This is a genomic window from Flavobacterium sp. LK-23, from assembly GCF_058135255.1.
Genome location: NZ_JBYUVT010000003.1, coordinates 212,806 through 227,212 on the forward strand (window position 1 = coordinate 212,806; position 14,407 = coordinate 227,212).

At 33.5% G+C, this 14,407-nt stretch carries 15 protein-coding genes; 7 read left to right on the forward strand and 8 right to left on the reverse strand.

Annotated elements, in window-relative coordinates:
- Nucleotides 1-31: 31 nt before the first annotated feature.
- Nucleotides 32-343, reverse strand: a complete 312-nt coding sequence (locus AC3Y25_RS06520; protein ID WP_095929060.1) for a rhodanese-like domain-containing protein — start codon at nucleotides 341-343, stop codon at nucleotides 32-34.
- A gap of 362 nt (nucleotides 344-705) precedes the next feature.
- Between AC3Y25_RS06520 and AC3Y25_RS06525 the strand changes: the two genes are divergently transcribed.
- Nucleotides 706-1,341: a Crp/Fnr family transcriptional regulator gene (locus tag AC3Y25_RS06525; protein WP_250837022.1), complete on the forward strand. Its 636-nt coding sequence runs from the start codon at nucleotides 706-708 to the stop codon at nucleotides 1,339-1,341.
- A gap of 173 nt (nucleotides 1,342-1,514) precedes the next feature.
- Nucleotides 1,515-2,300, forward strand: a complete 786-nt coding sequence (locus tag AC3Y25_RS06530; RefSeq protein WP_489902173.1) for a sulfite exporter TauE/SafE family protein — start codon at nucleotides 1,515-1,517, stop codon at nucleotides 2,298-2,300.
- Between the two features lie 86 nt (nucleotides 2,301-2,386).
- Here AC3Y25_RS06530 and AC3Y25_RS06535 read toward each other — a convergent pair whose 3' ends face one another.
- From AC3Y25_RS06535 to AC3Y25_RS06565, 7 genes are all read right to left on the reverse strand, one after another.
- Entirely contained in the window at nucleotides 2,387-2,773 is a 387-nt protein-coding gene (locus AC3Y25_RS06535; RefSeq protein WP_095929062.1) for a helix-turn-helix transcriptional regulator, read from the reverse strand.
- A 239-nt stretch (nucleotides 2,774-3,012) separates the two neighbouring features.
- The gene (locus AC3Y25_RS06540) at nucleotides 3,013-3,417 is read right to left on the reverse strand and encodes a hypothetical protein (protein WP_489902174.1); all 405 of its coding nucleotides are present in this window, start codon (nucleotides 3,415-3,417) and stop codon (nucleotides 3,013-3,015) included.
- A 523-nt stretch (nucleotides 3,418-3,940) separates the two neighbouring features.
- Entirely contained in the window at nucleotides 3,941-4,354 is a 414-nt protein-coding gene (locus tag AC3Y25_RS06545) for a helix-turn-helix domain-containing protein (RefSeq protein ID WP_489902175.1), read from the reverse strand.
- Nucleotides 4,355-4,486: 132 nt separating this feature from the next.
- The gene (locus AC3Y25_RS06550) at nucleotides 4,487-5,338 is read right to left on the reverse strand and encodes a hypothetical protein (protein ID WP_489902176.1); all 852 of its coding nucleotides are present in this window, start codon (nucleotides 5,336-5,338) and stop codon (nucleotides 4,487-4,489) included.
- 235 nt (nucleotides 5,339-5,573) lie between these two features.
- Nucleotides 5,574-6,650, reverse strand: a complete 1,077-nt coding sequence (gene cydB / locus AC3Y25_RS06555; RefSeq protein ID WP_489902177.1) for a cytochrome d ubiquinol oxidase subunit II — start codon at nucleotides 6,648-6,650, stop codon at nucleotides 5,574-5,576.
- Between the two features lie 2 nt (nucleotides 6,651-6,652).
- Complete coding sequence (locus tag AC3Y25_RS06560) at nucleotides 6,653-7,999, reverse strand: cytochrome ubiquinol oxidase subunit I (protein ID WP_489902313.1); 1,347 nt, start codon at nucleotides 7,997-7,999, stop codon at nucleotides 6,653-6,655.
- Between the two features lie 319 nt (nucleotides 8,000-8,318).
- Entirely contained in the window at nucleotides 8,319-8,909 is a 591-nt protein-coding gene (locus AC3Y25_RS06565; RefSeq protein ID WP_489902178.1) for an HD domain-containing protein, read from the reverse strand.
- A 205-nt stretch (nucleotides 8,910-9,114) separates the two neighbouring features.
- Here AC3Y25_RS06565 and AC3Y25_RS06570 point away from each other — a divergent pair, with 205 nt between their 5' ends.
- The 5 genes from AC3Y25_RS06570 (at nucleotide 9,115) to AC3Y25_RS06590 (ending at nucleotide 14,404) form a co-directional block, all read left to right on the forward strand.
- Nucleotides 9,115-10,527, forward strand: coding sequence for an MBL fold metallo-hydrolase (locus AC3Y25_RS06570; RefSeq protein WP_482502477.1), 1,413 nt, complete (start codon nucleotides 9,115-9,117; stop codon nucleotides 10,525-10,527).
- A gap of 159 nt (nucleotides 10,528-10,686) precedes the next feature.
- Entirely contained in the window at nucleotides 10,687-11,250 is a 564-nt protein-coding gene (locus AC3Y25_RS06575; protein ID WP_427875739.1) for a YeeE/YedE family protein, read from the forward strand.
- Between the two features lie 10 nt (nucleotides 11,251-11,260).
- Nucleotides 11,261-11,737, forward strand: coding sequence for a DUF6691 family protein (locus AC3Y25_RS06580; protein ID WP_250837030.1), 477 nt, complete (start codon nucleotides 11,261-11,263; stop codon nucleotides 11,735-11,737).
- 341 nt (nucleotides 11,738-12,078) lie between these two features.
- Complete coding sequence (locus tag AC3Y25_RS06585; RefSeq protein ID WP_489902179.1) at nucleotides 12,079-13,656, forward strand: glycerol-3-phosphate dehydrogenase/oxidase; 1,578 nt, start codon at nucleotides 12,079-12,081, stop codon at nucleotides 13,654-13,656.
- A 289-nt stretch (nucleotides 13,657-13,945) separates the two neighbouring features.
- Nucleotides 13,946-14,404 carry a MarR family winged helix-turn-helix transcriptional regulator gene (locus AC3Y25_RS06590; protein WP_095929073.1) on the forward strand — a complete coding sequence of 153 codons (459 nt, stop codon included), beginning with the start codon at nucleotides 13,946-13,948 and terminating at the stop codon, nucleotides 14,402-14,404.
- The last annotated feature ends 3 nt before the right edge of the window (nucleotides 14,405-14,407 follow it).

A 14,407-nucleotide genomic window follows, 5' to 3' on the forward strand; every position in this document is an offset into this window, starting at 1 on the left:
AAAAGAGGCTTTTTGATTGCCTCTTCTTCATTTATGGTTGTACTGTTTCACCTTCCCAATCTAGGATTCCACCAAGCAGATTGTAGGCGTTTTCGATACCCAACTCGTTCATAATCTGGCATGCTTTTGCACTTCTAGCCCCAGAACGACAGTATACGTAATAGTTTTTATTTTTGTCTAATTCTTCGATTTCATAGATAAATGCCTGCCCTTTATTGATATCAATATTTAGAGCATTCTCAATGTAGCCGTCATTAAATTCGTCTTCAGTTCTTACATCAAGTATAACTGCATTTTCGTCAGCTTCTAACTGAGCAACCCAATCTTCTTGTGATAAATTCATAATAAAATGTGTTTTTGTAAAATTACGACGTTTCTCTATATAAAAAACGTACCAAATGCGATTTCGATTATTATTCTCAGAAAACGTTTTAGAGAAAGTATTATAATCAGTGAATTACAAATTTAGTTACTATTTTTAAAAATTCAGCCTACAAAATCGATAGAAAATAGGATTTTTTCATTTACATAAAATTAATCTTAAATCTAGTTTTCTGATAATTATTCCCATTCCAAACTCTTATCTTTGCAAACAATCCTATATTTTTATCCGATTTTGATAAAAACATTTGCCACCAATTACACGAATTCTCAATAATTACTTGTTTTGAATTAATACAATTGATGGCAAAAAAAATCTATAATATGCAACATTCATTAAAAACCATTTTTCCTAATTTCTCCAACGAACTCATTGCTACGATAGAAGAAAACGGAAGCCTTCAAGATTTTGAAGCCGGAACCATTTTAATGCGTACCGGTCAGTATATTAAAAATACAGTTTTGATAACTAAAGGTAAAATCAAAATCTATCGTGAAGGCGAAGATGGCGGAGAGTTTTTAATGTATTACTTACAGCCTGGACAAGCTTGTGCGATATCAATGATTTGCACCGCAAAAAGTGAAAAAAGCCAAATAATGGCAAAAGTAGTCGAAGATGTTACCGTGATGATGATTCCGTTGCAATTGATGGACAAATGGATGATGGAACACAGATCTTGGTACGAATTTGTAATTGAAACCTACCGAAGCCGTTTTGAAGAAGTTCTCGAAGTAGTTGACAATATTGCTTTCCGTTCTATGGATGAGAGATTAGAATTCTACTTAAAAAGACATTCTGATGCCTGTGGCTGTTCTGAGGTAAATTTATCGCATCAGGAAATCGCAACAGAATTAAATACTTCGCGTGAAGTCGTTTCCAGATTACTCAAAAAAATGGAACAACGCGGTTTGGTCAAACTCAACCGAAACCAGATTGAATTGCTAAATTTTAACCATTAAGATATTAAGTTAATTAAGTTGGATCGCTTAATATTACTTAACCTTTAAAAGTTTCATTAAGAAAGCATAGCTTAATTTCCTTAATATCTTAATGGTAAAATTATTTTAGGTCTGTGATAAATGTTACTGTAGGATTCTAATTTCCGAGGCAACTTTGCATCAAAACAAATGCAATGGAATATTTAGGATTTTTTGCCTCAATCATAATCGGAATTTCGCTTGGCTTAATTGGCGGTGGAGGTTCTATTCTTACTATTCCTATTTTAGTTTATTTATTTAAAGTAAATCCCGATCAAGCCACTTCTTATTCCTTATTTATTGTGGGATTAACCGCTTTATTTGGAAGTTATAGCCATTATAAAATGGGGAATCTAAAACTGAAATCGGCTTTGTATTTTGCTGTTCCTTCAGTTATTTCCATTTTAATAATTCGTGAAGTCATATTTCCGCAAATTGCATCGACTTTGTTTTCTGTTGCTTCTTATACCGTTTCAAAAGATTTTCTAATTATGATCATCTTTTCTATCCTAATGATTACGGCAGCCATTTCTATGATTAAAAAAAATCAGTCCGAAATTAAATCAACAGATACTAATTATTCGCAATTGAGTTTTATAGGTTTTTTGGTCGGCATCGTAACTGGATTTCTAGGTGCAGGCGGCGGATTCTTAATTATTCCTGCCTTGCTTTTTTTTGCCAATCTGCCCATGAAACAAGCCGTGGGAACTTCATTATTAATCATCACTATTAATTCGTCAATAGGTTTTGCTGGCGATCTATACATTGGCACACCAATAAATTACACTTTCTTATTAAGCGTTTCTGCAATGGCTTTAATCGGAATGTTTATTGGAAGCCAGCTTTCTAAAAAAATGGACGGCGCGAAATTAAAACCTCTTTTTGGTTGGTTTGTGCTCGTAATGGGATTTTATATCATTGCCAAAGAAGTTTTATTCTAAAAAGAATTTCAACGTTTTATTTAGTTTTACTTGTAGAGTAATCTTTGTCAAAGTTTTAAACTTTGACAAAGATGAAACTAAAACCTTCAGATTTCTCCAAATTTATCTTTATATCTTTCAAGCTCGATTTCAGTTCTCGAAAGCAGTTTTTCAAGCAATTGAATTTTATCTTCATAAAGCTCCTTCAAAACCGAAGAATTATCGGCATTAATCAAAATACTGCCGTTATTGTTTCCTGTTATTTTGTTGTAATTATTAAAGTATTTATCATAATCAAAACTAATTATATCCTCTACGCTTACATCCAAAATTCTTCCTATTTCAACCAATTTTTCGTAACTCAAAGAAGTCTTTCCTTTTTCAATTTTACTATAACCAGCTTGGGTTACGCCTAATCTTTCTGCCATGTATTCCTGAGTATAATTTTTTAACTCTCTAATATTTTTGATTTTACTTTTAATTGTTGTGGCCATATTATTTCTGATTTGTGGTCATGTATAGTCAAAACAGCCAGCCGTTAGAATGTAACGGCAAGACTATACTATTATTTTTATTGGGAAATTATAAAACTACTTCATAACTAAAGACTTATGTCGCAGCGTTTTGTTAATTTTTTCTTTGTGTAATGATAAAATAACCGTACATCAAAGCTGCCATTATGAAAAATGCAATCATAACGGGAAATACTGAATATAAACATCTCTGATTTTTTTTAAGCAGTTCTTTTTATACTTCTTTCAAACTGAAGATCTAAATAAGAATCGATCTGCTTGCCAACCAATATGCGGTCTTTGGCGGCAATTTTAGTCCTTGTTTTGTTCTGGTAAATATCTTTTACAAAAACAAAATAGGCAAATTCGGCCTTGTTCCCGAATCTCATAGCTAAAATAAACGAATAGCACAGAATTGCAGGAATAATGTAATACAAGTCCATTAAGTTGGAAAATAGCATGCAATAATATGTTGCAGCAGTTACGGCTAAAAAAGCACCGTTTTCAAGAAAATATTTTTTCTTTTTTTTAAGCAGTCCAATTTCTTTAATTTCATCAAAGTGATACTGCCAATTCTTAGATTTGTAACGAAATCTAACCTTGTCGGAAAAAACTGTTAAAGGCATAATAATTTAGTAGGTAAAAATAGATTTAAGCTTCTAGTGAAAAATCAATTTCTAAAAATTCTTAGGGGGAAAAAATTCTTAGATACGCAATATTAAGCATTAACACTTTTTTTTTCTTACAATTAACATTATAGAATATAACTATCGGTTGTAATTAAATCTTTCGTAAAAGTTATCTTATACTTTATTTACAAAAAAAAATCTCAAGTAAGAAGATTCTTTTGGGCGTTGCCTCCGGCCGGGCTATCCGCTTTATTCCCGATTAACAAAAACTACGGCTAAAAAGCCTTGTTTTTCTAAATCGGGAGATACCGCTCCTATCCCTAACGCAGACTCAGGTAAAATGACGTTTTGTCTTTAATATTTTCAATCAATTGCCTAAAGCTTTAGCTGGAGGTAAACAAATGTATACAAAAAGGCTTTAGCCAAACCCGGAAAGTTTGGCTAAAGCCCAATTCAAATTCAAACAAAAAACCTCCAGTTAAAACTGGAGGCAATTCATTTGTATCTTTATGTTTTTCTATTACTTTTTAAGCAATTTCTCTAAATATTCTACTTTTTCTTTTTCAGCCTGAACTAATTCTTTTTCAGCTTGAACCAAACGTTCATAAAGTTCCACCATTTTATCCAGAGGATTAAAAGTAAAAATAGGTCCAGATGCACCTTGACCATTACTTGCACTATTATCATAAAAATTATTAAAGAAATTGAAAACAGATTCTTCCGAAAAATTTTCAATAGCTTCTACGGTCACACCAAGTGCTTTTGCTATTTTTAAAAGCCTTTCCTGATCTAATGTTTCGCTCGATTCAATATTTGAAACCCATTGCTGACTTACACCAATCGCAATTGCCAAAGCTTCTTGCTTCATTCCTTTTAGCTCTCTAATTCGGCTTATGTTTCTTCCTATATGTTTTGGTTTTGCTGTTGTGCTCATAATTCAAAGATATTTAAATTTCTTGAGAAATTATTTGATTCGTAAAAATACAAGTTTTTCGTACTAATGCAAAAAAGCCATAGTCTAACTTTATGATTTTTCTAAAGCCAAATTGACTTTAAAATAAAAACTTTATCTCAATTCATAAGTCCATTTTGAAGTCTTTTCATCAAAATCTACAGAAATATAAGCCATGTAATCAACAGCAATTTGTGTTACTTTACTTCTTTTTAGTTCCCAACTCTTTGCTTTTTTGAGCAATTCTATAGCATAAATTTCAAATTCTGTTATAGGTCTTTTACTTTTTACATTAAATTCTGTCATTAAACCAAAATTCGGGTCAATTTTAAAATCCTCAGAAGATTTATGCCAATCAAAAAAATTAAAAACAGAAACTAATTCTCCTTTTTTATTAATGTACAATGCAAAAAGTCCGAATGGTTTATCAGATTTTATATCTTTCGCATCTTTAAAAATGGTGTCGAGATTGGTAATTGGTTTCGTAGAATTAAATTCATTGTTCACCGTATAGTCAAGATCATAGATGTAGTTATCTAATTTAAATTCATTTCCATGATCCAACACCTTTTGCAAACGAGGATCAATTCCTCTTTCGCGAATAACCTGCGAATTGGAACAAATTATACCAAAATATAATTTTCTGCCTTTTCCATGTGCAAAAACAAGCCATTCTTGATTTAAATATGCTTCTTTATAGCACGAATCCCACATACCTTTTTTTTGATAATCAAATGTAAATGACATTTCTTTCGGAATCTTATCTTTTTTATAGTTTGCAAGCACTTTAAATTTAACGGTATAAGTTGCTGAATCTTTACTAATGGTTTTATTTGTAATTATTCCCTTAAATACATGTTTTGATGCATAAAATTCTAATATTGGTTTAGGTATATCACAACTGCAAGCAATTGCTTTTACAGACACAAATAATAAAATAAGTAACGTTAATATTTGTTTTTTCATAGCTGTTTTTTGAATTGCCTCCAGTTTTAACTGGAGGTAAACAAATGTATACAAAAAAGGCTTTAGCCAAAAACTACAAAGCTTGGCTAAAGCCCAATTCAAATTAAAACAAAAACCTCCAGCTAAAGCTGGAGGCAATTAATTCGATAATAAAGAAATTAAAATTCGTGTAATTTACAGTTGCAAAATTCAGAATTGATTCAAATAAAAATTCGTGAATTCGTGGCCAAAAACATCAATGTTCTCCATATCCAATATCATCCATTTTACCACTAAAAACGCGATATTGAATAATAAAATAAATAATTACGAGAAACAAAGCGATAAAAAACCAGCTCAAACCAGCGTTTAATCCGTATTCATGAGCTGCAGTGTTGTAAATCGTTAAAGACGGATTTACATTATTGGTCGAAGGCAAAACATTCGGAAAAATCGAAACCGCTGTAGACGCAAATCCGCCAACTAAAAATAAGGTCGAAAAAATAAAACCATGTCCGTCTGTTTTGAAAGAACGAACTTTGAATAATCCCGCAATTCCAACAAAAGTCATTAAGGGAAAAAACCAAAGAATCGGATTTTCAATAAAATTATGAAATGGTTTTGGTTCGATAAAATGCCAAATTCCTAAAGAAATAAAAACTAAAATCAACAGAACAAAGTTCAGTTTAAAAACTACATTTTTCAATTTCGGATTCAGCGCCGAATTCGTTTTGTAAATAATCCAGTTTGCACCGTGAATCGTTAATGCCACAACACTCACAATTCCTAAGAAAAGCGTAAACCAGTCAATAATTCCCAATTCATTTGCTTGCGGACTAAAAGTTGGATTCCACAAAGGCAAAAAGAAATAATGCGCTTCCTGCGTAGAAACTCCATTTTGAACCATTCCGAGATTCACACCTCGAACAATATTCCCTAAAGCAATTCCGAAAAACAAAGCCAAAAGCAAACTCGCAATTCCGAAAGCTTTATCCCAAATGCTTTCCCACATGTGATTATGAATCTGTCCACGCATTTCTAATCCGATAGCGCGGAAAATCAAAAGCCATAAAATCATAATCAGAGGCAGATAAAATCCGCTAAAAGAAGAAGCATATAAAGTTGGAAAAGCAAAAAACAAAACCCCTCCTGCCGCAATTAGCCAAACTTCATTGGCATCCCAAAACGGACCAATGGCATTTGTAATTGCCTTTTTATCTTTTTCTGTATCGGCAAAAAATAAATGAATAATTCCTGCACCAAAATCATAGCCATCTAAAACCAGATAAACAGCCAAAATTCCCATTAAAACTACGTACCAAAAAAATTCCATACTTATATTTTTTCTGATGAAAGGTCCACATTATGAGGGCCTTTATTAATAATTTTTCCAACCAAAAGTAAAAACAGCATTCCCAGCAAAAGGTATAAACCAATAAAACCAAGCAATGTAAACAAAGTATTTCCTGACGAAACCGTTGGTGAAGCTCCTTCTGCAGTTCGTAATAAATTATAAACCAACCAAGGCTGTCTTCCTAATTCTGCCGTGTACCAGCCTGTTGTATTGGCAATGTACGGAAACGGCATCATGAACATTAGTGACCATAATATCCATTTGGTTTCAAATAATTTTCCTCTTACTAATTGGAAAAGCGAAAGCACCATTAATCCGATAAACACGGTTCCGAGTCCAACCATGATGTGGTATGCATAATACAAACCAGAAATATTAGTTGGATGCAAATCTTCTTCAAACTGATCTAAACCTTTTATTTCCTGATCCCAATTTCCATAAGTCAAGAAACTCAAAATATTAGGAACGGCAATTTTGTTGTCCAATTTTTTGTCTTTCACATCGGGCTGACCGATTAAGACAATCTCTGAACCTTTTTTCTCGGTGTGAAAAATCCCTTCCATAGCCGCAAAAGTTACCGGTTGATATTTTACTACATTTTTAGCCAATAAATCTCCTGTTGGAACAGCCACAATTACACTCGAAATCAATCCGAAAATAACACCTGTTTTTAAGAACAATTTCCCAAAAGAAACATTTTTATTACTTAAAATATAGAAAGCTCCAATTCCAGCTACAACGAAAGAACTGGTTACCAAAGAAGCGGCTTGATTGTGTAAATAAGACGGCCAAAGCCAAGGATTTAAGAATAAGGCTTGAAAATTATTCAGAACAAATTTTCCGTTTTCTAAGATTTCGTAACCCACAGGATTCTGCATCCAAGAATGTGTGGCAATAATTAAGTAACCGCTCGCCCACGAACCAATCATGATTAATAATCCCGTTACAAAATGCCATTTATGCCCGAGTAGTTTTTCTCCAAATAAAAATAATCCGAGGAAAGAAGATTCAAGAAAGAAAGAAAACATTCCTTCCATTGCCAATGTCTGCCCGATAATTCCTCCTGTTAATTCGGAGAACTTTGCCCAGTTGGTTCCAAATTGAAACTCCATCGGAATTCCCGTTACAACGCCCATTGCAAAATTGAGAGCGAAGATTTTCATCCAAAAATGGGTGGCATGATTGTATTGTTCGTCTTTAGTTTTGAGATATTTCCACTTGAGGTACACAATGATCAGCGAAAGACCCATTGTAAGTTGCGGAAAAAGATAATGAAAAGTAATTGTGAAGGCAAATTGCATTCGATCATAAAAGAGCATTTCTTCCATAATGGTAATTTGTTTATGAAGTTCCACAAATTTAACCATTAGAACCCGAATTAACGTCCTTTAAAAAAAGTTTATCGCCCGATATTTGTTAAACTTTTCAACAATTTAAAGGGTAGAAATGACACTTGTCATTACAACTTTGTCAAAGTTTTGAACTTTGACAAAGTTTGTCGTATACTCTTTTTTTGATTTACGTATCGATTTGCATGAGTAAACATAGCTCGTGGTTTCAACCACGGGAGCACAATGCATATCCGATACGTTTCCTGCGGTTGAAACCGCAGGCTATGTTTGTTTTTGATTACATGGTTATTATTGGTTATTTTTCTAAAATCCCTTTTTCAACACTCTCGTTAATTAAACCTTCGGCATAATTCCATATCGATTTTGAACCTTCTTTTATGATACTTTTCTTTTCGTAAACTTTATCGTATTTCACTCCAAACTCCTTCCAAGTTCCACCGTTGTTTGATGTATTTTGTAATAGAGGTTCTAGTCTGTCCATAGATCTTGCAAATTTGGCTTCGTTGGTTTCTCCCGCTTCAAATTCTTCCCAGATTGCAATAAATTCCTCTGCTTGATTTTTAGGCAATAAACCAAAAATTCTATTGGCCGCTAATCTTTCTTCGTCTGTATTATCATGATTCTTGACAGTGTCGTACATAAAAACATCTCCAGCGTCGATTTCGACAATATCGTGTATCAAAACCATTTTAACAACTTTCAAAACATCAATCGGTTCATTAGAATGGTCTGCCAAAACAATTGCCATTAACGCCAAATGCCAACTGTGTTCGGCATCATTTTCACATCTGTCACTGTTGAATAATTTTGTCTTGCGCTGAATGTATTTTACTTTATCGATTTCTTTTATAAAAGCAATTTGATCCAATAAGTGTTGTGTGTTCATTTTATTTTTTGTTTTGAAATGACATTCGTCATATGCAAAATTAAAGCTTAAAGCGTAATTGCTCAACTTTAAATTTAATTTATCTCAACCGAATATGACAAACGCCACATTTTTTTACACAAAAACCTAATTTCTGTAACATTAGTCACCTATTTTTTTAAAAAACAAAGTTACCTTTGTAACCCATCATTTTACAATACCTATCATGAAAATAGAACAAATTTACACCGGATGCCTTGCTCAAGGTGCATATTATATCACTTCAAATGGCGAAGCGGCCATTATTGATCCGCTTAGAGAAATTCAGCCTTATCTGGATCGTTTAGAGCGTGATGGCGTTAAACTGAAATATATTTTTGAGACGCATTTTCACGCCGATTTCGTTTCAGGTCACGTTGATTTAAGCAAAGAAACCGGAGCTCCAATCGTTTACGGTCCAAATGCTGCTTGCGAATTTGACTGCATTTCTGCGAAAGACGGTCAGGAATTCAAAATCGGAAAAATTACAATTAAGGCACTACACACTCCAGGTCATACCATGGAAAGTACTACTTTTTTACTGATTGATGAAAACGGAAAAGATCACGCTATTTTTTCTGGTGATACTTTATTTATTGGAGATGTTGGCCGCCCTGATTTAGCGCAAAAAGCAGCTGGAATGACACAAGATCAATTGGCTGGAATTTTATATCATTCGTTAAGAGATAAAATCATGACTTTGGCTGATGACGTAATTGTATATCCTGCGCACGGTGCGGGAAGCGCTTGCGGAAAAAACATGAGCAAAGAAACGGTTTCAACAATCGGAAATCAAAAAGCAACAAATTATGCTTTGCGTGCTAATATGACCGAAGAAGAATTCATCAAAGAAGTAACGGATGGATTATTGCCTCCTCCAGCCTACTTCAGCATGAACGTTGCCATGAATAAACAAGGTTACGAAAGCTTTGAAACAGTTTTACACAACGGAATGAAAGCGATAAATGTAAAAGAATTTGAAGCAGTTGCTGAAGAAACTGGCGCTCTAATTCTAGACACAAGAAGTGCCGCCGATTTCAGTAAAGGATTTATTCCGCAATCTATCAATATCGGAATCAATGGTGATTTTGCGCCGTGGGTTGGAACTTTAATTGCCGATGTAAAACAGCCTATTATTCTGGTTACTGCGGCTGGCATGGAAGAAGAAACTGTAACACGTTTAAGCCGTGTTGGTTTTGATACAATTATTGGGCATTTGGAAGGCGGTTTTGAAGCTTGGCAAAATGAAGGTTTCGAAATTGACACTGTTAACAGAATTACTGCTGAACAATTTGCTAATGAGTTTAAATTTGGCGAAGATAAAGTCGTAGATATCCGTAAAGAAACAGAATACGCAGCAGAACATATTGATGACGCTTACAGTAAACCTTTAGCTTACATCAATGATTGGGTAAAAGATATTAATCCAAATGAGCATTTTTATTTGCATTGCGCAGGAGGCTACAGGAGTATGATTGCAGCTTCTATTCTTCAAGCAAGAGGTTTCAGAAATTTCTCTGAAGTTGAAGGCGGTTTTGGAGCGATTTCTAAAACCAATATCCCAAAATCAGATTTTGTTTGTCAAAGCAAAACACTATAACGTGTAATTTTTTCACCATTAAGATATTAAGTTAATTAAGTTTTTGAGCTTAATGAAACTTTTCAAAGAAGGCTAAGAAAAATTAAGCATTCCAACTTAATTAACTTAATATCTTAATGGTTAAAATAAAAAAAATCTAAATTTTAAAAGTAAATGAGTATACTTGAAATCATTAAAGAACCTTGGCCTTGGTATGTTGCTGGCCCGCTGATTGGATTAACAGTTCCAATTTTATTAATTATCGGAAACAAATCTTTCGGGATTAGTTCTTCATTGCGTCATATTTGCGCAGCTTGTATTCCTGCAAATATTTCGTTTTTTAAATACGACTGGAAAAAAGAAAGCTGGAATTTATTCTTCGTTCTTGGAATATTTTTCGGTGGTTTTATTGCGGCTCACTTTTTATCAAATCCAAATCCTGTAGAAATTGCTCCTGAATTATCGGAGAAATTAGCGACTTACGGAATTACTGACCACACTGGTTTAGTTCCATCGCAATTATTTTCTTGGGAAAGTTTATTAACGCTTCGCGGATTTATCATGATTGTGGTGGGCGGATTTTTAGTAGGTTTCGGAACACGTTACGCTGGCGGATGCACAAGCGGACACGCGATTATGGGATTATCAAACTTACAATGGCCATCATTGGTAGCAACAATCTGTTTTATGATTGGCGGTTTTGTAATGGCCCTTTTGATTTTACCTTATATTCTTTCACTTTAAAATTTCAAAAATGAGTTTAGAAAATAAAAATATAGACGGCGAAGGAATCAACGCAAGTCAGAAAAAAGAAACTGCATTTGCAAACCTAAAATATTTAATCGTTGGAATCTTTTTCGGAATTGTCTTCGTAAAAGCAGAAATCATCAGTTGGTTTCGTATTCAGGAAATGTTCAATCTGGAATCGTTCCATATGTATGGCGTAATTGGATGTGCTGTTGTTGTTGGATTAATTTCAGTGCAATTGATTAAAAAATTTAATATCAAAACTCTTGATGGCGAAAAAATCGAAATCCAGCCAAAGACTTTCAACAAAGGACAAATCTATGGCGGATTATTATTCGGTTTCGGATGGGCTATTACGGGAGCTTGTCCTGGTCCGCTTTTCGCTCAAATCGGTACGGGTGCAACTGTAATTGTTGTGACTTTAGTAAGTGCAATTGCGGGAACTTGGGTTTATGGTTTGATTAAGGATAAACTGCCTCATTAAAAATTTGTTTCAGGTTTTATTTGTTTCAGGTTTCAAGTTGGAAAACGTAACAAACTCGACAGGTTAAAAAAACTGTCGGGTTTTGTATTTTAAGAACCTATTCATTCCGTAGGAGTGTCTGGTTGGTAGAAATTAAATTTGAATTCCGTCTACACGTTCCGTAGCAACGTTTGATTAATGATTGAATATATCATTTTATAAAAAACAAGTGTCCCTACAGGACACGACGCAAAACGATATTATCTTTTTTCTACCAACGAGATATTCCTACGGAATATTTCTTCATCAATTTTTAATTTCATTTCGTTAAGTTTGCTTTCAACAAAAAGTCCCGTAAATATATGAACCGCCCAGAGCAATTAACCAAACTACAAAATACCGAAAATTGGGACGTAATAATTATAGGCGGTGGAGCAAGTGGACTCGGAACTGCAATTGATGCAGCAAGTCGCGGCTACAAAACCGTTTTATTTGAAGCCGTAGATTTTGCAAAAGGAACTTCGAGCCGAAGCACTAAATTGGTTCATGGCGGAGTCCGCTATTTGGCACAAGGTGATGTTCATTTAGTTAGAGAAGCATTAAAAGAAAGAGGATTATTAGCGCAAAATGCAAATCATTTAGTTAAAAATCAATCTTTCATTATTCCAAATTATCATTGGTTTAGTGGTTATTTTTATACAATCGGATTAAAGATTTACGATTTATTGTCGGGTTGTCTTAGTTTAGGAAGTTCTAAATATCTTTCGAAAAAGAAAACTATTGAAATGCTTCCAAATGTAGAAGAAAACGGTTTGGTTAATGGCGTTATTTATCACGACGGACAATTTGATGATTCGCGTTTAGCGATTAATCTTGCTCAAACTGCCTTAGAAAACGGAGCTTGTGTTTTGAATTATGTAAAAGTTGTCAATTTGCTAAAAGACGACAAAAATCAAGTTATTGGTGTTCAGGTTCAAGATCAAGAAAACGGAATTAAATATGATGTAAAAGGTTCTGCTATAATAAATGCTACTGGAGTTTTTACAAATGCGATCATGAAATTGAATGATAACGTTTATAAAAAATACATTGTTCCTAGTCAGGGAATACATTTAGTATTTGACAAATCTTTTCTTCCAGGTGAAAATGCTTTAATGATTCCTAAAACAAAAGACGGAAGAGTTTTATTTGCTGTTCCGTGGCATAATCGAATTGTGGTTGGAACAACTGATACTTTAATTAAAAAACAAAGTTTAGAGCCTATTGCATTAGAAAGCGAAATTCAGTTTGTTCTCGAAACAGCGCAACGTTTCTTGACAAAAAAACCAACACGAGCAGATGTACTTTCTGTTTTTGCAGGATTGCGTCCGTTGGCAGCGCCAAAAGAAGAAGGAAAAAGCACCAAAGAAGTTTCTAGAAGCCATAAAATTATAGTTTCAGAAACAGGGTTAATTACTATTACTGGCGGAAAATGGACAACGTACCGAAAAATTGCTCAAGATATTATGGATAAAGCAATCAAAACTGGAAAATTATCTCCGAAGGAATGTCGCACAGAACATCTTCCCATTCATGGAAATAAATCTACGAATTCTTTAGATAGAGAAAATCACCTTTATATATATGGTACTGATATTCCGAAAATAATTGAATTACAAGAAAGCGAACAAGAGTTAAAAGAAAAACTGCATCCTGATCACGAATTTACGATGGCAGAAGTTGTTTGGGCTATCCGTTACGAAATGGCAAGAACGGTAGATGACATATTAGCAAGAAGAGTTCGTTTATTGTTCTCAGATGCAAGAGCTGCAATTGAAGTTTCTGAGAAAACGGCAAGAGTACTAGCTAAAGAATTAGAACATGATGAAGCTTGGATTAACACAGAAATTGCCAATTTCAAACAAATTGCAAACGGTTTTCTTCTCTCGGAATTCCAATGAATGGTAAATTCAGCCTATCTTCAATAACTTTTGTTTTAAAATCTTCTTACAAAAAGGCATTTAAAAAATAGTATAAATCAAAATTGCTTCTTGATTTTAAAAAATCATTAATTCACAATATATCAGAACGTTATATTGGAAAATTATTTTAATTTTAGTATCGAAAAACTATTCTTTTAGTTCTTGCTAAAAGCGCAATTAAACATGTTAACAAATAATTAACACAACATTTGTATATACAACTATTAAAAGTTATACATTTGTATATACAAATTATACACTTACGACTATGACAATTGAAGAGGTTATTAAGAGTACGGTTAAGATGGATAATGCGAAAAAAGTTATTCTGAATATCATGTACACGCAAAATGTGATTCAGGATCATTTCAACGAGTTGATCAAACCGTATGATTTATCTGGAGAACAGTATAATGTGTTGCGTATATTAAGAGGACAAAAAGGAAAACCTGCTAATATGTGCGTGATACAAGAGCGAATGCTTGCTAAAACAAGCAACACAACACGTTTGGTAGACAAATTATTATTAAAGGATTTTGTAACTCGAAATGTCTGTCCAGATAATCGAAGAAAAATTGAAGTTTCGATTACAGAAAAAGGATTAGATGTTTTAAAAGAATTAGATCCGAAAGTAGATGAGCACGAACAAACGTTTGCTAACAATTTACAACCAGAAGAATTAGTTTTCTTAAATCAATTATTAGAGAAATATAGAACCAACAAATAAAAT